The sequence below is a fragment of the Streptomyces sp. cmx-18-6 genome (genome assembly GCF_046548915.1).
Classification (GTDB): Bacteria; Actinomycetota; Actinomycetes; order Streptomycetales; family Streptomycetaceae; genus Streptomyces.
This window is the reverse complement of the sequence record NZ_JAEBEP010000010.1, coordinates 41,303-66,652: the sequence shown is the minus strand read 5'-3', so window position 1 is coordinate 66,652 and position 25,350 is coordinate 41,303. Positions and strand designations below refer to the sequence as shown.

Here is a 25,350-nt window from a genome sequence, read left to right as displayed (position 1 = left end):
CCCGTGCCCCGGTGCGGGGCGCGGATGCCAGCAGGTCTTCGGACTCGGGTTCGTCCGGGCGGGACGCCTTCCCGGAGCGCTTGTGCTCCAGTGGCCGTGGCCCCGCCCGTCCCCCTCACCGCTGCGCGTCAGTTCCGGTCTCGCACCGGATTCCCTGACCCCGTCGCTGGGGTTCGACTGGCCCCGGCAAGCTATCACGGGGCTTCGCGCAGCTCAGAGCCGGTGCGGGGGCCGGCTCCCGGCGGGCCGGTGCGGCGCGGGATCGTCCCGCCGCACCGGCCCGGACGCCCTCCGCTTCGGTTGCGGAGCCTGGCGGGCCGTCGGGCTGAAGGGTCACGGAGCTGCTCGGATCACAGAGCTTCGCGGGTCACGGAGCTTCGTGGTCACCGAGCTGTGAGGTCGCGGAGCTTCGCGAATCACGGAGCTTCGCGGTCACGGAGCCGCCCGTCAGGGAGCGGCGCGTCAGAGACCGCGCGTCAGGGAGCCGCGCGGGTCAGGGAGCTTCGAGCGCGATCACCGCGTTGTGTCCGCCGAAGCCGAAGGAGTGGCTGACGGCCCGTCGTACGGGCGCCTCGCGCGGAACCTTCGTGACGCAGTCGATGTCGAAGTCCGGCGCGGGGGCGTCCAGGTTCGCGATCGGCGGGACGGTGCCGTGCTGGAGCGTCAGGACGGTCAGTCCCGCCTCGATGGCGCCCGCCGCCCCCATGCAGTGCCCCAGTACGCCCTTGGGGGCGGTGACGGGCGGCCGGTGCGGGTAGGCCCGGCCGATGAGGGCGGCCTCGGTCGCGTCGCCCTGCGGGGTCGACGTCCCGTGCGCGTTGACGTGGTCGACGTCCTCGGCGCGCCAGCCCGCGTCGGTCAGCGCCGCCTCGACGGCCGCCCGGGCGACGTCCCCTGAGGGGTGCGGGCTGGTGGGGTGGTGGGCGTCGGTCGTGGCCCCGGCTCCCGCCAGCAGCGCCCGGGGGGCCGCTCCTCGGGCGCGGGCGTCCTCGGCCCGCTCCAGGACCATGATCGCGGCGCCTTCGCCCATGACGAGCCCGGACCGGCCGGCGGCGAAGGGGCGGCAGAGGCGGGCGGGGTCCCCGTTCCGCAGCGCCGCCGCGCCCGAGCGGGCGAAGCCGGTCATGGCGACCGGGAAGACGATCGACTCGGTGGCTCCGGCGATGGCGATGTCGCACTGGCCCAGGGCCAGCATGTCGCGGGCCACGGACAGGGCCGTCACCCCGGAGGAACAGGCCGTGCACGGCGCGAGGCTGGGCCCGGTGGCCCTCATCTGGATGGCGATCTCGGCCGCGGGCATGTTCGGGATGGTGAGCAGGATGCCCGAGGGCGAGGTGGCCTCGGGGCCGCGCCGCTCCAGGGCGACGGCCTGTTCGGTGAGTCCGGCGGAGCCGCCGCTGCTGGTGCCGACGACGACGGCGACGCGGGCGCCGTCCCAGTGGGCGGGGTCGAGCCCGGCGTCGGCCACCGCCTCCCGTGCGGCGAGGACGGCGAACTTGACGTACCGGCCCATGCGGTAGGCGCTGCGGCCGCCGACCGCCTCGTCGAGGTCGATGCCGGAGACCGTGCAGGCGAAGTCGACCGCGCAGCCTTCCAGTGCGGGGACGGTGCGCGCGAGGGACTCTCCGCGACGGACTCCGTCCCAGGTGGTGTCGGTGGTATGGCCGGCCGGGGTGATCATCCCCAGACCGGTGACGGCGATGGCGGGTCGGTTCATCGGGTGTTGCTCACCGGCACCGAACTGTCGGCCGCCCGGCCGCCGCCGGCCGTCGCGTCGGCCGCCTCGCCGCGGGCCCTCACGCCGGCGACGGCCGCGTCGATGAACGCGGAGACGTCGGCCAGCGTGGCGTCCTTGTAGAGCTTCTCGGAGTCGGCGTCGACGCCCAGGGTCTCCTTGATGATGACGGCGAACTCGGCGACCGCGAGGGAGTCCATCTCCAGGCTGTCCATCGTGGACTCCGGCAGGATTTCGGCCGCGGGCACCTTGAACGTCTCGGTCAGCACCTCGGTGATCTTCGGGTGGATGGTCTTCATGGTCGTTCCTCTCATCGGCCTCGGCGTCCTCATGACGCCTCGGCGTCCTCACGAATGGCGGATGGCCGAACGCTTCGACCCCACCGCCGAAGTAACTGGATGACGACCCTCCGGTTACGCCTTCGGGCGAACCGATTCGTCTGCGCTCACCTGCGGCTTCTCGAACCATCGGGAGAGCACCGATGTGGTTCCCCAGTACGCCAGCAGCACCCCGCGGGTCCCGAGCGCCGCCACCTTCTCCCGCAGCGGACGCCGCTTGCTGCCGCAGACGGGCCGCCGGAACCCCACCGTGCGCCCCCCGGCCGCCGCCGCCCTGCGGTCCCGGTGCCAGGATCCCTCCGGGTCGTCGTAGGCGTCCGCGTAGCCGGGTCCGGCGATCGGCCAGTCCGACATCAGGCGCTCCGGCAGCGCGAAGGACTTCACCAGGGCGGGGGTGTGCGCGGCCACGGCGGCGATCGACGCCTCCACCGCGTCGGGCAGGAAGGTGACCTGATCGGCGGTCAGCCGTCCGGCGGCGAGCAGGTCGCCGCTGTTGCGGGCGATCCACTGGAGGGCGAAGAGCCGGTGCAGCTCGGTCAGCCGTTCGCGGGCGGCCCCCTCGGGCAGGGTGGCGACGGCCTGCTCGTACGCCTCGCCCGCCTGCCGGTAGCCGTACGCCTCCACCCCGCGCAGCGCGGCCCCCGACGCGGCGTTCCACCGGCCGAGCGGGTCGCCGGGCGGGGCCGAGCTCATCCGCTCCCGGGCCCGGGCGAACCAGATGTCCTCCACCGCCGCGAGCAGTCGGCCCAGGAAGCGGGGGTCGTCCAGCTCGCCGGGGCCGTCGTCGCCCGCCGCCTCCTCCTCGTCCCGGAGCGTGGCGCTGAACAGCATCTCGGCGGCGGCCTTGGCGTGTACGGCGAGGTTGTCGCCCTCGGCGGTGATCGCGCCCTCGATGCCGGTGAACAGCTCGGTCATGCCGTTGTTCTCCAGCAGCCCCTGCGCCCCGCACCGCTCCCGGCACTCGACGATGACGCCGCGCGCCTGCCAGGTGATCCAGCCCTTGGCGACGGCGACCAGGCGCTCCGCCTCGTCCCGGTCGGGGGCGGGTGCGGACTCCCAGCGGTCCAGGGCCCTGCGGTGGAGGAGGCTCATCGCGAAGACGGTGGCCATCGCCCCGGCCAGCGGGCCGTGGTGGGTGCGGTGCGCGTAGACCGGCACCCGCCGGTCGGCCCGCGATCCGGAGACCAGCCGGTGGCCGGCGTAACGGACGGCGATGGCGAGGGTGACCCGGGCGGAGCCGACCGCGCAGGCGCTCATGGAGAGCTTGCCGGGGGTGACCCGCCCGATGGAGAGGAGGAACCGCCTTCTGCGGTTGGCCAGTTCGCTGGTGAACCGCCCGTCCTTCCCGATCCGCCCCTGCTCCCCGGCGAGCAGCGCGTCGCGCGGGACGAAGTAGCGGTCGAAGGAGGTCACGCAGTGGTCGACCGGGGAGCCCATTCGGGCGGGCAGCCGCCGCACCCGTACGCCGGGCAGGGCGCTGCTGTCGTCGGTGAGCGGGGCGAGGAAGAGGAAGACCCCGTGATCCGCCCCGTCCGCCAGCAGCCGGGCGGCCACCACTCCGGTCTTGGGACCGCCGGCGGGGCTGGTGTTGGGCATGAACTTCTGGGCCCCGGCGTGCGGGGTGTGCAGGACGAAGCCGTCGCGTCCGCGGTCGTACGTCGCGGTCGTCTCGATCGCCGCCGCGTCGTTGCCGTGCGCCACCTCCGTACAGAGGAAGGTGCCCACCCGCCGCAGCTCCAGGAAGTCCGACAGGTCGCGCAGGGTGCCCGGGTCGTGGTCGAGGAGGCTGCCGAGGAAGAGGTTGTAGTGGATGCCCGCGACGGTGGTCAGGGCCGGGTCGACCGGGCCGAGCCATTCGTGCAGGGCGGCCAGCGCGCGGGGGTCGGCGGCCAGCCGCGCACCGCTGTCGAGCGCGCTGTTCAGGATGCGCAACCGGTGGTAGGCGAGGGCGAGTTGTTCGTCGGGGGTGCCGCCCCCGGGGCGGCGGAACGGTTCTGTGGTGAGCAGCCGCCGCCAGAAGCCGTGCTCCTGACGGAAGTTGTCACCGAACAGGACACGGGTCAGCTGGTCGTCCGTGGAGGGCAAAGTCGGTTCATGCATGGATACGGTCACGACAGAGTAACGATCAAGGAACGGCGAGGACACCCCTCGCCGTTCCCGAACGGCCCTGCGCGCTCAGGCGCGTTGGAAGGCCAGGGCCACGTTGTGCCCGCCGAAGCCGAAGGAGTGGCTGACCGCCGTCTCCACCCGCCGGCTCCGGGGTTCCTTCGTCACGCAGTCGAGCGGGAAGGCGTCGGGGAAGGAGTCCAGGTTGGCGATCGGCGGGATGAGGGAACGTTCCAGCGTCAGCACGGTGGCGACCGCCTCGATCGCGCCCGCCGCCGCGAGGGTGTGCCCGACGACGCCCTTGGGCGCGGTCACCGGCGGGCGGTGCGGGAAGAGCCGGGAGATGAGGATGGTCTCCATGGCGTCGTTGAGGGGGGTGGAGGTGCCGTGGGCGTTGATGTGGTCGACATCGCCCGGCGACCAGCCCGCCTGGTCCAGGGCCGCCTGGACGGCGCGCTGGGCGCCGTGCCCGTCCGGGGCCGGGGCGGTGGGGTGGTGGGCGTCGGTGCTGGACCCGGCCCCGGTGAGCAGGGCGCGCGCCCGGCCGCCCCGCGCGCGGGCCGCCTCCTCGCGCTCCAGGACGAGCATGGCCGCGCCCTCGCCGATCACGAAGCCGTCGCGGTCGGCGGCGAACGGCCGGGACGCGCCCGCCGGATCGGCGGTACGGGTGGAGAGCGCGCCCATCCGGGCGAACGCGGTCACCACCAGCGGGGTGAGCACCGACTCCGCGCCCCCCGCCACCACCACGTCACAGCTTCCGCCGAGCAGCAGATCGCGGGCGACGGCGACGGCGGTGGCCCCGGAGGCGCAGGCGGTGGCGGGGGCGAGGCTCGGGCCGCCCGCCTTCAGGGCGATGGCGACCTCGCCCGCCGCCGCGTTGGGGATCATCATCGGGACGAGCAGCGGGGAGACCGCCTCGGGCCCGGAGGCGGCCAGCTTGGCGGCGTTGTCCACGAGGACGGACACCCCGCCGACGCCGACGCCCAGCACGACGCCGACCCGGCCGCCGTCCCAGACCGCCGGGTCGAGGCCGGCGTCCGCGACGGCCTGCCGGGCCGCGACGACGGCCAGTTTCACGAACCGGGCCATCCGCCACACCGAGCGGCCGCCGACCGCCTCGTCCAGGTCGATGGAGTCGACCGGGCAGGCGAAGTCGACCGGGAGACCGGCCAGTTCCTCGCACCGCCGGGCGGTGGAGCGCCCGGAGCACAGTCCCTCCCAGAAGCTGTGCTCGTCAGCCCCCGCGGGCGTCACCAGGCCGACCCCCGTCACCGCGACGGCGGTGCCGAAACCGGCTGACCCCTGATCAGCGGACTGCGACATGCTGTGTTCCTTCCGTAGAATCCGTGGAAATCCTCTGCGGGGTCCCCGGCCACCGAAGTGCCGCCGAACCCCAGGTCAATCCGCCCCCGAACGCGGTGAGCAGCACCCGGTCCCCGCCCCGGAACACCCCCCGGCCCGCCGCGTCGGCCAGGGCGAGGGGGATGGAGGCGGCGCCGGTGTTGCCGACCCGCTCCAGATGGGTGACGCAGCGCTGCGGCCCGATGCCGACCCGGTCCGCGACCGCGCGCAGGATCCGGGCGTTGGCCTGGTGCGGCACGAAGTGGTCGACCTCGGCCGGGTCCCAGCCGACCCGGTCGAGCAGCGTCCGGCACGAGCCGGTCATCCGCTCGACGGCGTGCTGGTAGACGGTGCCGCCCTGCATGCGGAAGTACGCGTCCGTCAACGCGGGCGGTTTCTGGCTCGCGCGGGCGCGGGCGCCGCCGCCGGGGACGGTGATCAGGCCGTAGCCGCTGCCGTCGCTGCCCAGGTCGAACGCGAGCAGCTCACCGGGGTCGCCGGTCCGCCCCGCCGCCACCAGGGCCGCGCCCGCCCCGTCGCCGAAGACGACTCCGGCCGAGCGGTCGTCCGGGTCGAGCCAGGTCGAGTAGACGTCGGCGCCGACCAGCAGGACGCGCTCATAGAGCCCCGAGGCGATCAGCCCGTGGCTGAGGGCGAGCCCGTAGACGAAGCCGCTGCACACGGCGGCGATGTCCAGCGCCGGTACGGTGCCGAGCCCGAGCCGGGCCGCGAGGGCGGGCGCGGTGCCGGGGCAGAGGTGGTCGGGGGTGGCGGTGGCGAGGACCACCGCGTCGACCGGGCCCGTCGCCGGGGAGCCGGCGAGCAGCCGGGAGGCCGCCTCGTAGGCGAGGTCACCGGTGGCGACCCCGGGTCCGGCCCGGTGCCGGCTGCCGATGCCGGTGCGGCGGCGGACCCAGGCGTCGTCGACCTCCCAGTCGGCGGGGAGCCGGTCGTTGCCCACCGGCTCCCCCGGCACCCAGCCCGCCACGCTCTCCAGCACCGCCGTGCGCCCGCCCGCGCCCGCTAAGGCACGCTCCCGCCCCCGCGGCCCCGCCCCGCTGCCTGCTGCCCGTCTGCTCGCCACCCGCTGCCCCGATCCCGTTGTCATACTGCGAACGGTTGACGAACGGCGGAACGTCTGGCGAGGGTGCGTTCGACTGGGCCGAACGGGTCATGACGGTTTGTCAGTTGCGCGCGAGCGCCTCCCGGAGTTCCCCCGCGTCGGGCGGGTTGGCGCCGGCCCGGGAGACGGTGACGGCGGCGGAGGCCACCGCGTGGCGCAGTACGCCGGTGAGGGCGTCCCGGTCCACCGTGTGCAGCCGGTCCCTGGCTCCGGCGCCGAGGAGGCCGTGCGCGGCCAGCGCGTGGAGGGTCCCCGACATGAACGCGTCGCCCGCGCCCACGGTGTCCACGACGTCGACCGGCGCGGCCGCCACCGCGATCCGGCCGCCCGGGAACACGGCCAGGGCCCCGTCGCCGCCCCGGGTCACCAGCACGACGGCGGGCCCGCGCTCCAGCCAGCGCGCCGCGACCTTCTCCGGCTCCTCCCCCGGATACAGCCACGCCAGGTCCTCGTCACTGGCCTTGACCAGGTCGCTCAGCCGGACGCACTCCTCGACCCGCCGCACGGCCGCCCCGTGATCGCCCATCAGATCGGGCCGCACATTGGGGTCATAGCTGACGGTGGCGGTGGCCCGGGCGGCCCGTACGACGTCCAGGACGGTCGCCGCCCCCGGCTCCACCACCGCACCGATCGACCCGGTGTGCACATGTCCCGGCGCGGGCTCCACGGCGACCGGGCCCAGGGTCCAGGCGACGTCGAACGCGTACGAGGCCCGCCCGGCCCCGTCCAGGGTGACGACGGCGGACGGGGTGGGGGCGGACGCGCCGTCGGTGCGGACGACGACTCCGGCGGAGACCAGGTGGTCCCGGATGAGCCGCCCGTTGTCGTCGGGGCCGAGCTGGGTGAGGAGGGTCGGCCGATGCCCGAGACGGGCCAGCCCGTGGGCGACGTTGGCGGGGCTGCCGCCGGGGTGGACCGTGTCCTCCTGGTCCGGCAGCCGGACGACGTCGGCGACGCATTCGCCGACGACCAGCAGTTCGGTGCGGTCGTGCATGGGGGTGGATCTCCTCAACTGCTGTGACGTGGGTGTCCTCGGGCCCTCCGTCCCCCATTCAGCCCGATCGCGCCCGCCGGCGGAAGCCACCCCATGCATCGGGCGCCGGCCGGCTGCCGTTCAGGCGTCATCACGGCCACAACGGGCAGCGGGCTGTTCCGGCATCACGGTCGCCGCTCCCTTCGGGTACGGCTTCGCGGGGGCGGCCCGCCGGGCCCAGAGAAGGGCTCCGGCCAGCACGACGGCGGCGACCAGCAGCCACGGCAGTGGACCTGGCTCAAGGGCCCCGACCCCCAGTCCAGCGGCGGCGGCCACGAGTAGCAGGGCGAGCGACTGGACGGAGAGGGCGGTGGCGCGCCCGGAGGCGTCGACCCGGCGGTGCAGCAGATCCTTCGTGTTGGGACTCGCAGCTCCGAGCCCCAGATAGACCAGCCCGTAGCCGATGGCGGCGATCGCCGCGGCGAAGGGGCCCGTCGAGGTCGCGGTGAGGCCGAGCAGGACGAGGCCCAGCGCCATCACCGCGTAACCGGCCAGCACCGCGCGCTCACTACTGCGGGTCAACCGGGCAGTCGGCGGAGCGAGTTGGTTGCCGATGGCGGAACAGACGAACCCGGCGCAGGCAAGCCCGGCAAAGATCACGGCCCCGGATTCGGCCGTTCCCATGAGGGCGGCGGCCCGGCCCGGGGTGAGCAGTTCGACGGCCGCCAGCGCGGCCCCGGCGGCACTCGCGGTCAGCAGAATGCGCCGGATCAGGGCGTCCTGGGCGCCGAGCCGGAGCCCCGCACCGATGGCGGCGGGAACACCGCCGACGACCCCGCGCAAGGTGGCCGGGGGCCGGGGCGGTTCGGGCAGGGCGCTCAGCACGTAGAGGACGAAGACGACTTCGACGAGCGCGCTGAGGAGTGCGGGCACGGAGAGGGGAATGACGAGCCCGCCGGTCGCATCGGTCAGCCACTCCCTGATGCCGCCGCCGAGTCCGAGCAACCAGGGCAGCCCGCCGCCGAGCAGGGTGCCGAGTGCGAGGCCGGCCGACATGGCGGAGCTGCCGCGCGCCAGGCCCGTACGCAGATCGGCTTCGGGTCCCGCGTGGGCGTGGACGGTGTCGACGTACCAGGCTTCGGCGGGCCCGCTGGACAGAGCGCGGGCGCAGCCCATGAGGGCCATGCCGAGCGTGACGGCCCAGGCCGACGAGGCGAGGCCGATGAGGGTGAAGGCGGTGAGGTTGAGGAGCCCGGCAGTGGTCAGGACAGCGCGGCGGCCCACCACGTCGGAGAGGCCGCCGGTGGGAAGCTCCATCGCGGCGGCCGTGAGGGAGTGCACGGCGAAGAAGCCGGCGATGGCGGCGAGACCCATGCCCCTGTCGGTGAGGAGGAGCACCCCGGTCGCGATGAACATGCCGGTGGGGAGCCAGAAGAGGAACGAGACCGTGGTGAACCGGCGGCGGGCGGTCAGCGGGTCGAGACCCCGCCCGGTGGGGGCGGGCGTCCGCGGTGCCGACGCGTCGTCGCCGGCCTCCGGTAATCCGGCCGTCGTCCCGCTCACGAAGCGTCCTCGCCGGCGCCGGCGACGGACGAGGCGGGCCCGTCCGCCGTGGACGGGGCGAGGGCGCTGGGCGGTTTCGGCGCCAGGGGAAGCCCGGCCGTGAACACCACGACCTGTTCGGCGCGGGGATCGCCCTCGTCGCGAGCGGCCAGTTCGGCCGTCTTCGCCTCGACCGCCTCCCACAGCTCGGCCAGCGACTCTGGGGTCAGCCGGGCCAGGGCGTCTCCCAAACCGGCCGGTTCCTGCCAGGCGGTGTCGAGTCGGCCGTTCTCCAGGTCGGCCTCGTGCCGGATCAGCGAACGCTCCAGGTGTTCCAGCCGGCGGCGGAGCGCGCTGAGCGCGGCCCGGCCGCCGGGGGCGCGGTGCAGGGCCTCGTTGCTCCACGAGGTGACGGAGTGCACGGCCTTCCAGCGACGCTCGCGGCTGTCGCGGTGGTCGGCCTCGTCGACGAACGCGTACCTGGCGAGCACCCGCAGGTGGTAGCTGGTGGAGGCCGAAGACTCCCCCGTCCGGGCGGTCAGCTCGCTGGCGGTGGCCGGACCGTGCTGCCGCAGCAGCCCGAGCAGCTCGACCCGCAGGGGGTGGGTGAGGGCCTTGAGCGCAGCTTGGTCGCGGTCGGGATCGAGTACGCGATGAGTGGGTTGGCCATCCATGGCGGCAGCGTAGGGCGGAGCGCTCATTCTCCCAAAGTATTTTTGCCGAATGTTTTCGGGAGAGTTGTGCCGGACCCCGTCAGGCAGCGGACCGTGCCCGCAGGACCGCGATGACCTCCCGGCACCAGTCCCGGTTGGCGCGCTCGAAGTCCCGGCCCCGGCGGCAGGTGAGATAGGGCCCGATCCGCTCGCCGTACCGGAGGAACTCCCCCTCCGACCGGTCGCCGCGCATCCCCCCGAGCAGCGCCTCGAACTGCGCGGCCTTGGCCTCGGCGAAGTCCGCCCGTTCGGTGAGCCGGTCGACCAGTTCACCGGTGTCGAGGTGGTCGGCCGCCTGGACCTTCACGAGCAGGTCGTCGCGGATGAACGAGGGCTTGGCGGCGGTCGCGGCGAACCGGTCCAGTTCGGCCAGTCCCTCGTCGGTGACCCGGAAGACGCGCTTGTTGGGCCGGGCCTCCTGGACGACCTCCCGCCCCGCGACCAGGCCCTCCTTCTCCAGCTTGGCGAGCTCCGCGTACACCTGCTGCGACTGCGCGTGCCAGAAGTTCGCGACGCCCAGGTCGAACGCCTTGGCCAGCTGGTATCCGCTCAGCTCCTCGTCGAGCAGCGCCGCCAGTACGGCGTGGCGCAGGGCCATCGGACCGCCTCCCTCTCCTGTCCACCCACCCCCTGTCCAGGAGCGCATCGTCCATGATAGTCATGAAAGTGACTACTCATATTCATGACTAGTCATTTCATGTGCACCAGCCTTCGAGGAGACGCCATGACCACCGCAGTGGACCGCTTCCGCACCGCCGTCGACACCCGCGACCTCAGTGCCCTGGACGATCTGTTCACCGAGGACATCCGGCTCTACAGCCCGGTGAAGTTCACCCCGTTCGAGGGCCGGCCGGTGGTGCTCGGACTCTTCGGGGTGCTGCTGCGGACCTTCGAGGACTTCCGGTACGTCGGAGAGTTCGCGGGCACCGCGCAGACCAGCGCGGACGGCGGCGAGGCCCCGGCCGCGGTCCTGCTCTTCCGGGCGACCGTGAACGGCAAGGAGATCCACGGCATCGACCTGGTCCACCTCGCCGAGGACGGGCGGATCAAGGAGTTCACCGTGATGGTCCGTCCCCAGTCCGCCGTCCACGCGCTCGGCGAGGCGGTACTCGCCGGGCTCGTGGCCGACGGACTGGTCCCGACGGAGTAGACGCCTACCCTTCCAGCGCGTCCGCGACCAGGCCGAGGAAGCGGGCGTGGTCGCGGGGGCCGTACAGGGGCTCCGGGTTCCACGGCACGACCGGCGTGGAGCGGGCGTCGCTCCCGCGCAGCTCGTCGAGCGGGGCGGCGTGGGCGCGGATGTCGGTGAGGATCACCTCGGGGCGCAGGGCGAACGCCTCCGCCCGGCCGAGCGTGGACCAGTTGGCCCCGGGGCCTTCGGGCGGCTCCACGACGGCGACGCCCAGCTCGGTGAGCACGCGCAGCTCGGGCCACATCCTGGGGCGTGCGACATGGGCCTGATCGGGTCCGGCCGGGGAGAGGGCGACCACGCGGCGCGCGCCGGCCGGACCCGCTGCGGCGATCGCCCGCAGCCGCTCCCGGGCGGCGTCGAGATCGGCGTCCGCGTCGGCGCGGTCCTCCGCGCCGAGCGAGCGGGCCAGCTCCGCGAACCGCTCGCCTATCTCCCCGAACGTGCGGGCCTGGCTCACGTCGAGGACCACCACCGGGACCCGCTCCTCCAGCGGCTTGGCGGTCTCCGGCGGCAGCCCGTACACATGCCCGCCGCCGTAACTGACAGCCACCACCAGGTCCGGCGCACCCCGGAGCAGCCGCTCGACGTCCAGGGCGCTGCCCGCGCCGACGTACTCGACCTCGTCCAGCGGAAGCGTCCCGGTCTTGGCGCGGTCGGGGTCGGGGCCGTCGTGGTCGGAGCCGAAGATCCCCTGCGGGCGGATGCCGAGGCCCCACAGCGTCGCCCCGGCCTGGACATACGCGAGCACCCGCTCGGGCCGCCGGGCCGCCGTCGCCAGCTGACCCCGGTCGTCGGAGAACCGCCATTCGCTCTGTTCCGTCACGTCACACACGCCCCTCTGCCACCGACTGCCGTACCGCTTGTGCGAGTTCGTACAGGTGTACCTGCCCACCTCGTCACCGCCACACCCCTCGGGCCGACGCCGACCTTCGTACCGCCGGCATCCGTCGCGACGGGCGACCGCCTTCACTCAGTGTTAGAAATAAACACGTTCGGTGACACCGGGCAGCACCCTCCGCCCGCCCTCTTCGGATGGAGACGACCCCCCATGCGCACAACCCTCCTCAAAGCGGCCGTGACCCTCGGCCTGGCGGCGTCCGTCTGTGCCGCCCCGACCTTCGTCGGCGGATCCGCGAGCGCCCCGGCCGCTCCGGCGGCGGTTTCGGCGGCGGCAGCGGCTCCGGCGGCCGCAGCGATGAAGTGCCCGGTGGTCGACGTGCTCGCGGTCTACACGCCGAAGGCGGCGGCGCGGCTCGGCGGGGAGCACCGGGTGCCCGCCTCGGCCCAGCGGATCGCCACCCGGATGAACCGGTCGCTGGCGGCGGACGGGCTCTGCGGCATCATCAGGATCGTGCACCCCTACACGGCGAGGGGGTATGACGGCTCGGAGGAGTTCCGCGCCGCGTACGCCGTGCTGAAGGACCACTCATCGGGGCTCGGGCGGCAGGTGCACGAGCAGCGCGAGCGGTACGGGGCCGATCTGGTCACGCTCGTCGTGGAGCGGTCCGAGCGGGGCGGCGGGACCGCGGACTACACGACGGCCCTCGACAGTTCGTCCCACGAGTACGCCTACTCGGTCGTCGAGGTCGACGGCATCGAGCTGGACTCGGCGAGCCACGAGATCGGGCACAACCTGGGCCTGGCCCACGACCGTACGACCCTGGCGTCGAACGCCGAGGGTTCGATGAACGTGAGCCGGACCCGCCCGTACAACACCGGCTGGATCACGGACGACGGCCGGCACTACACGCTGATGGCCTACCGCGCCTCGTGCGGGGCCCACTGCCGACGGATCAGCCGCTTCTCCAGCGCGGAGGGTGACTGGCAGGGGCGGCGGCTCGGCGACGCGTCGAACGACTGTGTGCGGGTGCTGCGCGAGACGATGCCGATCGTCGCCGGATACCGTTCCAGGGCCTGACCGGCCGGGCCCGTCGCCCGCGACCGGCCCGAACCGGAGAACCAAGGACCCCGCCATGGAACGCATGCGCGCCGTGCGCCTGCATCTGCCCACCCGCACGCTCTCCGTCCAGGAGGTGGCGAAGCCGGCGCCGGGCCCGGGCGAGGTGCTGGTGAAGGTGGGCGCGGCCGGGGTCTGCCTCTCCGACGTGCATCTCATCAGCGGCACGCTCAGTCCGCCCTACCTGGAGGGTGACTCCGTCACCCTGGGCCACGAGGTGGCCGGGACCGTCGAGGCGCTCGGCCCCGGTGTCGCCGGCTGGGCGGCCGGGCAGCGGGTGGTCCTCCAGGCGGGCGAGCGGCGCGGGGGCCGGACGTACACCCGGGGCGTCGATTACGACGGCGGCTGGGCCGAGTACGCCCTCGCCACCGCCACCACCCTCGTCGCCCTGCCCGACGCGCTCCCCCTCGACCAGGCGGCGATCATCCCGGACGCGGTCTCCACCCCGTGGGCGGCGGTGACCGCCACCGGTGACGTACGCCCGGCGCAGGCCGTGGGGGTCTGGGGCGCGGGCGGGCTCGGCGCGCACGCCGTGCAGTTGCTGCGGGCCGTGGGCGCTTACCCGGTGATCGCGGTGGACCCCTCGGCCGCGGCCCGCCGCCGGGCCCTGGACCTCGGGGCCGACCTGGCGCTGGACCCCGGCGACCCGCTGCTGCGCGAACGGGTGCTCGGGGCGACGGGCGGCGCGGGCCTGGAGGCGGCCTTCGACTTCGCGGGCGCTCCCCCGGTCCGGGAGCAGGCGCTGACCGTGCTCGCGCCGAAGGGACGCCTGGTGCTGGTAGGGCTGAACGACCAGCCGCTGACGGTCACCCACTCCACCCGGTTCAGCTACCTCCAGCACCGGGTCCTCGGGCACTACGGCTCCGAGGAGCACCATGTGGCGCAGCTCGTCCGGCTGGCGGAGGGCGGGCGGCTGGACTTCTCGCGCTCGATCAGCGACGTACTGCCGCTGGCGGAGGCGGCGACGGCGGTGCGGCGGATGGAGACGAAGGAGGGCGATCCGGTCCGCCTCATTCTGCGGCCGTAGGGCGTTTCGGCTCCGGCTCGGGCTCCGCATCCGGCGGGCCTGTGGGGGCCGGGACGTCCGGGGACTCCGCGCGGCCTGCCGGCTTCGGGCGGCCCGTGGGCTCAGGGCGGCCCCGTTCCACGTTGAACTGGGCTCCGGCCAGCAGGGAGAGGTTGGCGAACCAGACCCAGATCAGGAAGACGACCAGGCCCGCGAGGGAGCCGTAGAGCCTGCTGTAGCTGCCGATCTGGGTCGCGTACAGCGCGAAGAGCGCCGATGCGGTCAGCCAGAGGAACGCGGCCAGGATCCCGCCGGGCAGGCCCCGGCGGACGCCGCGCGCGGAGCGGGGGCCGGTACTGAAGAGGACGAGGATCAGACAGGCGACGAGGCAGAGCAGCACTGGCCACTTCAGGACCACCCACAGGGTCTCGCCCTCGTGCGGCAGGCCGACGCGGCGGCCGAGCCAGCGGGCCAGCGGGCCGGTCAGGACGAGGGCGAAGGCGCTCGTCATCAGCAGGACGAGCAGTCCGATCGCGGAGACGACGATGATGTGCGCCTGCCGCAGGGGCGGGCGGTTGTCCTGTACGTCGTGCATGGCGTGCATCGCCCGGCGGAAGACCGCGAGATAGCTGCACGCGGACCACACGGCGCTCACGGATCCGGTCCCGACCAGCAGCCAGACGGCGGTGCGCTGCTCGGTCGCCGCCTCCAGCGGGCGGCGCAGCGCCTCCCCGGACTCGGCGGGCGCGAAGGCGGTGATGTCGGCGATGAGCGCGGTGGTCGCGTCGGGGTTGGCCAGTCCGATCACGGAGACGGTGACGAGGAGGGCCGGGAGCAGCGAGAGGATGGCGTAGTAGGTGAGGGCCGCGGCCCAGTCGGTGATGTCGTCGTTCCACAGCGAGACCGGGGTGCGGCGCAGGGCGGTGAGCCAGTGGCGCGGCGTGCCGGGGCCTCCGGCGGCGGGGGCGGTGCGTTCCGCGGCTGCGGTCGCGGCGGTCTGGGTGGGCAAGCTGGTACTCCGGGGACGTGGACGGACGCGGCGGGCGGGGTGGCTCGTCCGTAGGACGCCCCGGCTTCCCTCGATCCTCTCCTGCCACGTCATCGCCCGGACACACCTGTCCGGGCCTCCCGGGTGCGCGGCGCGGCTGTGCGCCCCGGACAGGTCACCCGCTGACGGCCGTGAGTCAGTCGTTGACGGCCGTGAGCAGGACCACCGCGTCCTGGAGCGCCAGCAGCCCGTGCCGCTCCTGCGGGATCGGGTGAAGGGCGCCCGCCGGGAGCTCCACGTCGCCGGAGCCGGCGGTGAGGCGGACCGTGCCGTGCAGCACCAGGAGGGAGGCGGCGGGCGGCGCGTTGTGTTCGTCGAGCGCCGATCCGGCGGTGAGGGCGATCACCGTCTGGCGCAGGGGCGGTTCCTGGATGAGGAGGTGCGCGCTGCGGCCGTGCTCGGAGGCGCGGGCGGCGGTCAGGTGCTCCTGGGCGAGTGCGTTGAGGTCGTCCATGCAGCCACTCTGCCGCAGACCCTCCCGCCTCGCGATCCTGCCGGGACTGCGGGGAGGAGGGTGGGGCTGAGCGTGGGGCGGCTGATCGCGGAGTAGGGGCGGGCTCGGCAACCTCTCGCAGGATTTCGGCCATGTTTCGCAATTGACGGACCGTTGCACGCACAGGACGGCGATCCGGCCGGGGCAGCTCAGCTGGACGCTTTCGCGGTCGAGCCGCGCACCACGAGCTCCGGCTCGAACAGCAGCTCCCCGGGCGGCACCGCGCCGCCCTGGATGCCCGCGCAGAGCAGTTCGACGGCGGCCCGGCCCATGGCTTCGATGGGCTGGCGGATCGTGGTGAGCGGGGGTTCGGTGCAGCTCATGAAGGCCGAGTCGTCGAAGCCCACGACCGAGACGTCCGCCGGCACCCCCAGGCCGCGCCTGCGGGCCGCCCGGACCGCGCCCAGCGCCAGCGGGTCGCTGGCGCAGACGATGCCGGTGACGCCCCGCTCCAGCAGCCGTGACGCGGCGGCCTGGCCGCCCTCCAGGGAGAACATGGAGCGCTCGATGTTCTCCTCGGGCAGCTCCTGGCCGGTGGCCGCCGCCACGGAACGGGCCGCCGCCAGTTTGCGGCGGGAGGGCACGTGGTCGGACGGGCCGATCACCACGCCGATGCGTTCGTGGCCGAGCGAGGCCAAGTGGCGCCAGGCGCGCTCGATGGCGACCGCGTCGTCGCAGGAGACACAGGGGAAGTCGAGCCCTTCTATGGGGGCGTTGATCAGCACGACGGGGATGCGGCGCTCGGCGAGCCGGTGGTAGTGCTCGTGGGCCTCGTCGGCCTGCGCGAAGAGGCCACCGGCGAAGACCACGCCCGAGACCTGCTGCTGGAGCAGCAGGTCGACGTAGTCCGCCTCCGAGACGCCGCCCTTGGTCTGGGTGCAGAGCACGGGGGTGAGTCCCTGCTGGGCGAGGGCTCCCCCGATCACCTCGGCGAAGGCCGGGAAGATCGGGTTCTGGAGCTCGGGCAGGACGAGACCGACCAACCGGGCCCGCTCCCCCCGCAGTTGGGTGGGCCGCTCATAGCCGAGGACGTCCAGGGCGGTCAGTACCGATTGCCGGGTGGTGCGGGACACCCCGGGCTTGCCGTTGAGCACCCGGCTCACCGTGGCCTCGCTGACCCCAACCTTTTTGGCAACCTGAGCAAGTCGTCGCGTCATGACCGCAAGACTAACGCAATCACTGCAAACACTAGACGGAACAATGCAAGGAATATACGCGGGAGGGACGCCTCCCGGTCGACGGGAAACGCCCCTCCGCACATCCGTGCTCCGCCCTCGCTACGGATTGACAGTGATCTTGAAGGTGGAGGTGGTGTTCCTGATGTCCTGAGCGTTGCCGCTGAGCTTCAGTCCGTTGAAGGTGACCTCACCGACCGCGGGCCCCTGCCCCGCCTCCGGCATCTCGTTGGCCCAGAGGCCGAAGCCGGACTTGGCGTCGAAGGCGTCACCGCTCTTGCGCGCACCGGAGATGGAGATGTCGGTGAGCACGGTGTCCTTGATCGGGAACTGCGGCTGTCCGCCGACGTAGTTCGTCTGGAACATGATGCCGCTGTACGTCGGATCGACGATGTCCACGTCCGAGATCCGGATCCCCTGGAACACCTTGGAGGCCGAGAACAGCCAGATGCCGGGGAAGGTCTGAGATCCCCAGAAGTGGCCGCCGGACCGGACGATCGAGACGTTCTCGATCTTCGTCGGCTGCGTCCCGAAGCCGTTCATCGGGTAGCCGAAGTCGAGCGAGCTGACCGTGATCCCGGAGTACACCAGGGTGTCGGCGATATGGATGTTGCGGAAGGTGTTGTCGTAACCGCCGTAGACGGCCACGCCCGCCGCGCGCCAGGTCAGGATCGAGGTCAGGTTCTCGTAGACGTTGTTCTTCATGTCCGCACCCCCGGCGTCGATCGCCGAGAAGAGCGCGAAGCTGTCGTCGCCGGTGGCGCGGGCCTCGTTGTTGGTCACCCGGTTGTCGGTGGACCCGTTGGTCATGTTGACGCCATCGGCGAACATGTTGCGGATCCGGGAGTTCTTGATGGTGACGCCGTCCGTGTTGGCGCCCCAGTAGAGGCACACCATGTGCTCGTTCCAGATGTTGTCGATCACGATGTCCGACACGTTGGCGAAGTCGAACACCTTGCCCGGCCCGTCGATGCGGGAGGTGTAGTTGCCGAAGTAGGCGAAGTTCGCGAACGACGACCCCTTGGCACTGGCCTCGGCCCGGAAGCCGATGTCGGTGTTGTCCTGCGTGGTCGGGGCGTTGAACCGGGTGTACCAGGGCCCGGCGCCGGCCACCTTGACGGCCTTGCCGTACACCTGGAACTTACTGGCCGTGCTGTACTCCCCCGGCGGCAGGTAGACGCCGACCAGCGTGCCGGTGCTGTCCATGCGGACCTTGTCCAGGGCGTTCTGGACGTCCTGGTGGGTGAACCCGGCCGGCACGGTGTACGTGGCGGGGTTCGGGTTGGCGACCGGGGCGACCTGCTCCAGGCTGATGAAGTCGATCGCGTACGTCGTGGAGTTGGCGGCGTCCTTCTGGAGTCGGATCTTGGCCCCGGCCGGGACGGTCCTGCCCAGCATGACGTTGGCCTCGTCATAGATGTGGCGGGGCGCTCCGGAGCCCGGGGAGTTGCCGGGCGCTGCCTCGTTCCCGTACAGCCAGGCGTACTTGGAGGTGAGGTCGATGGCCTTGAGGAAGACGCCGTCCACGTAGACGTTGAGCGTCGAGTCGATGCCCCCGCCACCCGCGGAGTCCGGGATGGAGAACCGGGTGACCAGGGTGTTGGTGGCTGCCCTGGTGGTGAACTCCACGTAGTTTCCGGTGTTGTCGAGGGTGACGGCCTTGCGTCCCGATGCCTCGCCCGCGATGTCGCCGACGGTCCTGTTGGGACCGACGACCCGGGCTCCGCCGCCGGTGGCGCCGTCCTCCGCCTCGTACATGTCGTACGGCATGTCAGCCCCACGCCCGACGAACAGGGACTCGGTGGAGGTGTTGTTCTCGCGCTTCACCGGGAGCTCGTTGGCGTCGGCCGCGAGGACGGTGCGCAGGGTGTACGAGCCGTTGGCGGCGGCCCAGGCGCCGAGGGAGACGGGTGCGGTGGTCGCGCCCGCCGCGATGGTCCCGTTGTGCGCGCCGGTGAAGGTCTTCACCGTGTCGCCCTGGGCGTTGAGCAGCGTGAGCGTGATGCCGTGGCTGCCGCCCGCGGAGGCGACGGTCCCCTGGTTCCTGATGGCGACGGAGAAGGTGACCGTGTCGCCGGCGGCCGGGGCGGAGGGCGAGGTGGTGACGGTCGCCGCGACCAGGTCGGAGCTGGATACCGGCCGCACCACCAGCGGGGAGGCGGCCGTGTGGGTGTTGTCGGTCTCGTTCTGCTCGATGATCTCGTTCTCCGGGTCGGCGACCGCGCTCAGGACGTAACTGCCCGCGCCCCGGGCCCCGATGGCCGCGCTGACCTGGGTGGAGGCGCCGGCGGCCAGTGCGCCGACGTTGCCGGTGGCGACCTTGGAGCCGCCGAGCCGGAACTCGACCTTGCTCGCCGGGGCGGCGAGCGCGCCCGCGTTGCGGACGGTGGCCGTCAGGGTGATGGCGTCCGACTCCACCGGGGCGGCGGGCGACGCGGTGAGGCCGGTGACCTGGAGATCGGGGTTGGCCGCCGGGACGCCCAGCACCTGGAACTCCGCGACCTGACCGGCTCCCGAACCGCTGTTGGCGGTGAACCTCAGCTGGACGTCGGCGGCTCGGGCGGCGACCGGGATGGTCACCGTGTTTCCGCCGGCCGGGCTGAAGGCGTAGTCCTTGGCTGCCGCCAGGGAGTTGAAGGACGAGGAGCTCTGCTCCCGGCCGAGGACCTCGATGCGCTGGGTGCGCGGGCCCCAGCTGCTGTCCGGGTTGAGCTTGACGACGACGCTCTGGGTGTCGGCGTTGGAGCCGAGCCGGACGGTGAGCGTGTTCGGGTAACTGCCGCCCGCGCCCTCCCAGTAGGTGGCGGTGTCGTTGTCGTTGGCGTTGGCGGCGACGAAGGTGTGCACCACCGAGGAGGCCGTGATCGGCTTGTTGACCGCGAGGTTGGAGGCGGCGCCCGTGGAACCGTTGCGGGTCACGGTGTTGCTGTTCGTGGAGACGTTGCCCGCCGCGTCCTTGGCCCGGACGAAGTAGCTGACCGTGGTGGTGGCGGGCTGGGTGTCGGTGTACGTCAGCACGTTGCCCGCGACGCTGCCGCGCCGCACGTTGTCGGCGTAGACGTCGTAGCCGGTGACGCCCTTGTCGTCGGTGGACGCCTGCCAGCTGAGCCGGATCTGCCCGGCGGCCGGTTCGGTGAACGCCAGCGCGCCGGGGGCGGTGGGGGCCTGGGTGTCGCCCGTGTCACCGGTGCGGGTGACGGTGTCGCTGTTGGCCGAGACGTTGCCGGCGGCGTCCTTGGCGCGTACGTGATAGGAGACGGTCTGCCCGGCCGGGCGGGTGTCGGTGTACGTGGTGACGTCGCCCGCGACGGAGGCCAGCAGGGTGTTGTCGGCGTAGACGTCGTAGCCGGTGACGCCGGTGTCGTCCGTGGACGCCTTCCAGGTCAGCCTGATCTGGCCGGTGGCGGGCTCGGTGAACGCCAGGTCGGCCGGCGCGGTCGGGGCCCGGGTGTCGCCGGTCGCGGGGCCGTAGACCTCCAGCTCGGCCAACTGGGCCGAAGGGCTGCCGGAGTTGGCGGTGACCAGCACGCGGACGTACCGCGTGGTCGTGGCGTCGAAGGAGATCGTCGTCGACTGCCCGCCCGCCGCGTCGAAGCGGTAGTCCCTGGACGCGGTGAGGTCGGTGAACTCCGTGCCGTTGGCACTGGCTTGGAGCTTCAGCGTCTGACTGCGCGCCGCCCAGCCGTCCGGCAGCCGCAGCACGACCCGGTCCACGCGGACCGACGCACCGAGGTCGGCCTCGATCCACTGCGGGAACGCGTTCTCCCGGCTCGCCCAGTAGCTGGCCCGGTTGCCGTCGTTGGCGTTGGACGCGACGTAACTGCCGTTGCCGCTACTGGCCTTGAGAGTCTTCCCGGCGGCGAGGTCGCCCGACGACGCGGCTGCCGCCCGGACCTCCAGCTCGGAGAGCTGAGCGGCCTGCCAGCCGGTGTTGTCGGTGATGTTCACCCGGACGAAACGGGTCAGGGTGGCCGGGAACGTCACCCTCACCACGTTGGCGGAGCCCGGGCTGAAGGTGTAGGCCGCCGAACTCTTCAGGGTCGCGAAGCTGGCGCCGTCCGCGCTGCCCTGGAGGGACAGGGTCTGCCGGCGGCTCTCCCAGGACGGCGGGAGCTTGAGGGTCACCTCGTCGACCCGGGCGGCCGTGCCCAGGTCGGTCTGGACCCACTGGGGCAGGTTGCCTCCCGCGCTCTCCCAGTACGTCGAGGCGTTGCCGTCGGTGATGTTGGGGGCGGTGTACTCGGGATGGGCGCTGCTCGCGGCCGCGGCCCGGCCCGCGGCGAGGTTGGGGCCGTCGGCCGCCGAGGCGGCGAGCGACGGCGGGCCGATCATCAGCAGACTGGTGGCGACCACGGCGGATATCGCCCGCCATCTCCAGCGTTGGGCTCTCATAGCTCCCCGATCTTCGGCCTCGGCGCACGACGCGTCGAGGGCGCGGCTCTGGATCCGTAGTCAGGAAACACGCGATTCTGCACGCACTACGGCTTGGATTTGCGTTGTGCGGTCAGAGAGTTGCAGAGAAATGAGAGACCGTCCACCGTTGCGGCAACAGTCGGGCGGCAGGGGCCGGTGGGCGGATCGCGTGCCGCGGTGACCGCTCACCGGCCCCGCCCGGCGGTGTGTCAGAGGCCGCCGGTGTACAGCAGCAGGTCGGGCGAGCCCTGGCCGAGGCCGGAGAGCGCGTCGGGCGTCGCGGTGTCGGTCAGCCAGCGCGCGACGGCGGCGGGCGTGGCCGTGGGGTTCGTCTCCTTGTAGAGGGCGGCGACTCCGGCGACGTGCGGGCTGGCCATGGAGGTGCCGTTCAGCGAGACGGTGCCGCCGCCGAGGCGTGCGGAGACGATGTCCGCGCCGGGGGCGTAGAGCGAGAGGCAGGAGCCCCAGTTGCTGAATGCGGTCTCCCGGTCCTGGCGGTCGCTCGCCCCGACCGTGACCACGCCATCGGCCGCGGCCGGGGAGATCCGGCACGCGTCGATGTCGTCGTTGCCCGCCGCCACCACCGGCAGGACGCCCGCGTCCGCGACGGCTTCGACCGCCGCGTCGACGGCACGGGAACGGCCCCCGCCCAGCGAGGCGTTCAGGACGGCGGGGGCGGTGGCGGCGGCCGCCGCGTCCTTGGCCACCCAGTCGAACCCGGCGATGATGCCGGCCCAGCTGCCCCGGCCCTGACAGTCCAGGACCCGCACGTTGACCAGCGAGGCGTCCTCGGCGACCCCGGAGACGGAGCCCCCGACAGTGCCGGCGACATGGGTGCCGTGACCGTTGCAGTCCTGCCCGCCACGGCCGTCGCCGACCGCGTCGTAGCCCTTGACGACCCGGCCGCCGAACTCGCTGTGGGCGGCGTCGATCCCGGTGTCGACGACGTACACCTTCACCCCGTCGCCCGTGGCGGTGGTGGTGAAGGTGTCGTCCAGGGGCAGGGCGCGCTGGTCGATCCGGTCGGTGCCCCAGCCCGCGGCGGGGGCCCGGAAGAGGCCGCCCGACCTGGGCGCGTCCACGGCCACCTCGGCGTTCTCCTCGACGGCGAGCACCCCGGGGACGGTCCGGACGGCGTCCAGTTCGGTCGCGGTGAGCGTGACGGCGAACCCGTTGAGGACATTCCCGTACGTGAACAAAGGGCTGAGCCCGAACTCCCGCAGGATGGCGTCCGGCGAGAGTTCGGGCTCCAGGGTGACGATGTACTGCCCGGGGACGGCCCGGGCGGACCGCTCCACCGGGACCCCTTCCGGTCCGGTGTCGGCCGTGGCCGGTGGGGTGGCGCCGATCAGTGGTGCGATCAGCAGCAGGGCGGCCGTGGCCCAGCGGGCGCGCAGGCGCATGCGTGTCTCCTCGGGTGGGGGTCGTTCGCGGAGCAGGTGCGCATCCGCGAAGCGCGAACACCCGTTCCTTCGTCCCGGCCCGTGCGGCGCCTTAGCGGGTTCAGCCGGACAGCGCAACGCTCGGCGCGAGCCCCAGTCCGGCCAGTTCCTGTGCGGGATCGGCCGCGGGACCGTGGTTCGCCCAGCTGCCGACCGCGACCTCCGCGGTGATGCCGGGGCCGAATCCGGCGATCAGGCCCTGCGCGGATTCGGCCGCGCCCCCGTCGTCGAAGAGGCGGGCGAGGGCGTCGAAGACGACGGAGCTGGCGATGTTGCCGCGTTCGGTGAGGGTGGCCCGGCTGTAGCGGAACATCTCCATCGGCAGGTCGAGGAAGTGGCAGAGGTCGTCCAGGATGCGCGGTCCGCCGGCGTGGATGATGAAGAAGTCCATGTCGGGCACCGACCAGCCGTGCAGGTCGACGAGGTCCTTGAGGACCGGCGCGAGCATCTCCATGGTGCCGGGCACGCGCTTGTCGAGCAGGAAGTGGAATCCGGTGTCGCGGACGGCGTAGGAGATCCAGTCCTCGGTGTCGGGCACCAGGTGGGAGCCGTTGCGCTCCAGGCTCATGCCGGTGCCGCCCTGCCCCCGGACGACGGCGGCGGAGATCGCGTCCCCGAACAGGCCGTTGGAGAGCAGCGATCCGACGCCGATGTCGGCGGGCTGGTAGCAGAGCGAGCAGAACTCGCAGGAGACGATGAGGACGTTGGAGTCGGGGTAGGCCCGGCAGAAGTCGTGCGCCCGGTTGATCGCCGCGCCGCCCGCCGCGCAGCCGAGCTGGGCGATGGGCAGCTGTCTGGTCTCGGGTCTGAACCCCATGGTGTTGATGATCCAGGCGGTCAGCGACGGCATCATGAAGCCCGTGCACGAGACGTAGACGATGAGGTCGATGTCGGCCGGGTCGGTCTCGGCGTTGGCGAGGGCCTGCCGCACGACTTCGGGGACCCGGGTCTTGGCCTCGGCCTCGTACACCTGGTTGCGCAGCTCGAAGCCGGGGTGCTTGAGGGTCTCCTCGATCGGCTGCACCAGGTGCCGGGTCTGGACGCCGGTGTTCCGGATGAGCCTCAGGACCAGGTCGCGCTGGGGGTGCCCGTGGTGGGTCTCCCGGGCCAGCTCCAGGGTCTGCTGCATCGTGATGACGTGTTCGGGCACAGCGATGGCCGGTCGGCACAGGGTCGCCATGGGTTCTCCTCGTATCTGGGAGCGAAGGCTCTCGTCACCATGTGACGGGCAGGGCGAGCGGGTAACGCCAGATGGACGTCGTGTTCCACCGGATGTCCTCGGGCTCCGCGTCCAGGCGCAGGGCCGGGAAGCGGGCCAGGAGGGTGGAGAAGGCGACGTCCAGTTCCATGGTGGCGAGCGGCGCGCCCAGGCAGTGGTGCGCGCCCCAGCCGAACGTCATGTGCGGGATGGAAGGCCGGTCGGGGTCCAGCTCGTCGGGGCGGTCGAACTTGGCGCCGTCCCGGTTGGCCGTCAGGTACGACACATGAACCACATCGCCCGCCTTGATGGCGACCCCGCCCAGCTCCACGTCCTCCATGGCGATGCGGGGGATGCCGACGCCCTTGCGGAAGGGGATGTACCGCAGCAGTTCCTCGATCGTGCGGGGCAGCCGCTCGGGTTCGGCCTGGAGCGTCTTGAGCAGGTCGGGCCGGGTCAGCAGGGTGTACGCGATGTTGCCGAGCTGGTAGGTCGTGGTGTCCTGGCCGGTGATGAGCAGGACCATCGCCATGACGGCCAGTTCTTTGTCGTCGAGCAGTTCGTCGCCGTCGCGGGCGGCGGCCAGGGTGCTGATGAGGTCATCGCCCGGGGCGCGGCGGCGCTCGGCGGTCAGTTCGGTGAAGTAGCCGCGCAGTTCGGCCTTGGCCCGTACCGCGTCCTCCTTGCCCGCCGCCCCGACGTTCATCATGGTCATGGCGTGGGCGCGCAGCCAGGGGCGGTCGGCCTCGGGGATGTCGAGCGCCTCGCAGATGGTGATCAGCGGCAGCGGCGAGGAGAGGCGGGCGACGAAGTCGGCGGGTGAGCCCTCGTCCTCCATCCCGTCCAGCAGCCGGTCCACCACGCGCTGGGTCCCCGCCCGCATCTGCTCGACGCGGCGCGGGGTGAAGCTCTTGGCGACCAGGCTGCGCAGCCGGCTGCTGGCGGGCGGGTCCATGAGGTTGATGGACTCCGCCTGGACGATCGGCTCCGGGGTCATCCGGGGGAAGTCGCGGCCGAGTACGGCGGCGCGGCTGAAGCGCCGGTCGGTGGTGACCGTCCGGACGTCCTCGTAGCGGGTGGCGAGCCACGCCTCGCCCTCTCCGTATGCCATACGGATACGGGAGACCGGCTCCTCGGTGAGCAGTTCCTTGAGCTGGGGGTCGAACTCCAGTTGCTGTGCGAAGTCGAACGGACAGCTCCGTACGGATTCCTTGTCGTGGACCGAGGCGTCGTGCACCGAGGCGTTCTGCACCGAGGTTTCTCCCAATGACCGGTTCGGGGGTTTCAGGGCGTCCCGGCTCATGGCCCGGGAACAGACCTCCCCTGTGTCCCCCGTGGTCCTGCGAAACATGTCACTCACGGTTCGCAGTCAGCCGATCAGAGGGGGCGCACGCTCCCCCTGCTGTCCTGCCGGTGCGGCGTCCGCCCCGGTCCAGGACGTGGTGGCGGCCGATCGGGAGCATCAGGGGCCTGCCGGACGCGGGGGCCGCCTCTCACTGGACCGGCCGGGTGAGGGCGCTCACGGGGCACGTACCTTCCGCCGGCGGACGATGCG

General features: G+C 72.6%; 20 protein-coding genes and 1 riboswitch. Of the genes, 3 read left to right on the top strand and 17 right to left on the bottom strand.

Annotated elements, in window-relative coordinates; genetic code table 11:
- Window positions 1-11: 11 nt before the first annotated feature.
- A riboswitch (cobalamin riboswitch) is annotated at window positions 12-197 on the bottom strand.
- A 296-nt stretch (window positions 198-493) separates the two neighbouring features.
- The 9 genes from ACLJPL_RS23170 to ACLJPL_RS23130 all read right to left on the bottom strand — a co-directional run bounded on the left by ACLJPL_RS23170 (window position 494) and on the right by ACLJPL_RS23130 (window position 10,469).
- Window positions 494-1,717, bottom strand: coding sequence for a beta-ketoacyl-[acyl-carrier-protein] synthase family protein (locus ACLJPL_RS23170; RefSeq protein WP_411082822.1), 1,224 nt, complete (start codon window positions 1,715-1,717; stop codon window positions 494-496).
- Entirely contained in the window at window positions 1,714-2,034 is a 321-nt protein-coding gene (locus ACLJPL_RS23165; protein ID WP_411082821.1) for an acyl carrier protein, read from the bottom strand. The genes ACLJPL_RS23170 and ACLJPL_RS23165 overlap by 4 nt, the downstream gene beginning before the upstream one ends.
- A 114-nt stretch (window positions 2,035-2,148) precedes the next feature.
- Complete coding sequence (locus ACLJPL_RS23160; RefSeq protein ID WP_411082820.1) at window positions 2,149-4,173, bottom strand: acyl-CoA dehydrogenase; 2,025 nt, start codon at window positions 4,171-4,173, stop codon at window positions 2,149-2,151.
- Between the two features lie 75 nt (window positions 4,174-4,248).
- Window positions 4,249-5,502, bottom strand: a complete 1,254-nt coding sequence (locus ACLJPL_RS23155; RefSeq protein WP_411082819.1) for a beta-ketoacyl-[acyl-carrier-protein] synthase family protein — start codon at window positions 5,500-5,502, stop codon at window positions 4,249-4,251.
- Window positions 5,486-6,520 carry a beta-ketoacyl-ACP synthase 3 gene (locus ACLJPL_RS23150; protein ID WP_411082818.1) on the bottom strand — a complete coding sequence of 345 codons (1,035 nt, stop codon included), beginning with the start codon at window positions 6,518-6,520 and terminating at the stop codon, window positions 5,486-5,488. The genes ACLJPL_RS23155 and ACLJPL_RS23150 overlap by 17 nt, the downstream gene beginning before the upstream one ends.
- A 184-nt stretch (window positions 6,521-6,704) precedes the next feature.
- Entirely contained in the window at window positions 6,705-7,637 is a 933-nt protein-coding gene (locus tag ACLJPL_RS23145; RefSeq protein WP_411082817.1) for a carbohydrate kinase family protein, read from the bottom strand.
- Window positions 7,638-7,757: 120 nt separating this feature from the next.
- A complete protein-coding gene (locus ACLJPL_RS23140; RefSeq protein WP_411082816.1) occupies window positions 7,758-9,179 on the bottom strand; it encodes an MFS transporter in 1,422 nt (473 codons plus the stop codon).
- The gene (locus ACLJPL_RS23135) at window positions 9,176-9,832 is read right to left on the bottom strand and encodes an ArsR/SmtB family transcription factor (RefSeq protein WP_411082815.1); all 657 of its coding nucleotides are present in this window, start codon (window positions 9,830-9,832) and stop codon (window positions 9,176-9,178) included. The genes ACLJPL_RS23140 and ACLJPL_RS23135 overlap by 4 nt, the downstream gene beginning before the upstream one ends.
- Before the next feature lie 79 nt (window positions 9,833-9,911).
- Window positions 9,912-10,469, bottom strand: a complete 558-nt coding sequence (locus ACLJPL_RS23130) for a PadR family transcriptional regulator (RefSeq protein WP_411082814.1) — start codon at window positions 10,467-10,469, stop codon at window positions 9,912-9,914.
- Window positions 10,470-10,595: 126 nt separating this feature from the next.
- Here ACLJPL_RS23130 and ACLJPL_RS23125 point away from each other — a divergent pair, with 126 nt between their 5' ends.
- Window positions 10,596-11,021, top strand: coding sequence for a nuclear transport factor 2 family protein (locus ACLJPL_RS23125; RefSeq protein WP_411082813.1), 426 nt, complete (start codon window positions 10,596-10,598; stop codon window positions 11,019-11,021).
- Between the two features lie 4 nt (window positions 11,022-11,025).
- Here the strand turns inward: ACLJPL_RS23125 and ACLJPL_RS23120 are convergent, their stop codons facing one another.
- Window positions 11,026-11,886 carry an ABC transporter substrate-binding protein gene (locus ACLJPL_RS23120; protein WP_411082812.1) on the bottom strand — a complete coding sequence of 287 codons (861 nt, stop codon included), beginning with the start codon at window positions 11,884-11,886 and terminating at the stop codon, window positions 11,026-11,028.
- Window positions 11,887-12,111: 225 nt separating this feature from the next.
- On the opposite strand from ACLJPL_RS23120, the gene ACLJPL_RS23115 reads away from it, so the two are divergent.
- Both ACLJPL_RS23115 and ACLJPL_RS23110 read left to right on the top strand, forming a co-directional pair.
- Window positions 12,112-12,981 carry a M12 family metallo-peptidase gene (locus tag ACLJPL_RS23115; protein WP_411082811.1) on the top strand — a complete coding sequence of 290 codons (870 nt, stop codon included), beginning with the start codon at window positions 12,112-12,114 and terminating at the stop codon, window positions 12,979-12,981.
- Between the two features lie 55 nt (window positions 12,982-13,036).
- On the top strand, window positions 13,037-14,047 hold the full coding sequence (locus tag ACLJPL_RS23110; protein ID WP_411082810.1) for a zinc-binding dehydrogenase: 1,011 nt from the start codon (window positions 13,037-13,039) through the stop codon (window positions 14,045-14,047).
- Here ACLJPL_RS23110 and ACLJPL_RS23105 read toward each other — a convergent pair.
- From ACLJPL_RS23105 to ACLJPL_RS23075, 7 genes are all read right to left on the bottom strand, one after another.
- Window positions 14,031-15,035: a YihY/virulence factor BrkB family protein gene (locus tag ACLJPL_RS23105; RefSeq protein ID WP_411082809.1), complete on the bottom strand. Its 1,005-nt coding sequence runs from the start codon at window positions 15,033-15,035 to the stop codon at window positions 14,031-14,033. The two genes, ACLJPL_RS23110 and ACLJPL_RS23105, sit on opposite strands and share 17 nt — an antisense overlap.
- A 175-nt stretch (window positions 15,036-15,210) precedes the next feature.
- Entirely contained in the window at window positions 15,211-15,528 is a 318-nt protein-coding gene (locus tag ACLJPL_RS23100; protein WP_411082808.1) for a cupin, read from the bottom strand.
- Between the two features lie 188 nt (window positions 15,529-15,716).
- A complete protein-coding gene (locus ACLJPL_RS23095) occupies window positions 15,717-16,724 on the bottom strand; it encodes a LacI family DNA-binding transcriptional regulator (RefSeq protein ID WP_411082807.1) in 1,008 nt (335 codons plus the stop codon).
- 120 nt (window positions 16,725-16,844) lie between these two features.
- Window positions 16,845-21,134 (bottom strand): discoidin domain-containing protein, encoded by a 4,290-nt coding sequence (locus ACLJPL_RS23090; RefSeq protein ID WP_411082806.1) that lies wholly within the window; start codon window positions 21,132-21,134, stop codon window positions 16,845-16,847.
- 230 nt (window positions 21,135-21,364) lie between these two features.
- The gene (locus ACLJPL_RS23085; RefSeq protein WP_411082805.1) at window positions 21,365-22,558 is read right to left on the bottom strand and encodes a S8 family peptidase; all 1,194 of its coding nucleotides are present in this window, start codon (window positions 22,556-22,558) and stop codon (window positions 21,365-21,367) included.
- A 100-nt stretch (window positions 22,559-22,658) separates the two neighbouring features.
- Window positions 22,659-23,792, bottom strand: coding sequence for a type III polyketide synthase (locus ACLJPL_RS23080; protein WP_411083014.1), 1,134 nt, complete (start codon window positions 23,790-23,792; stop codon window positions 22,659-22,661).
- 19 nt (window positions 23,793-23,811) lie between these two features.
- Complete coding sequence (locus ACLJPL_RS23075; protein ID WP_411082804.1) at window positions 23,812-25,047, bottom strand: cytochrome P450; 1,236 nt, start codon at window positions 25,045-25,047, stop codon at window positions 23,812-23,814.
- Window positions 25,048-25,350: the final 303 nt, after the last annotated feature.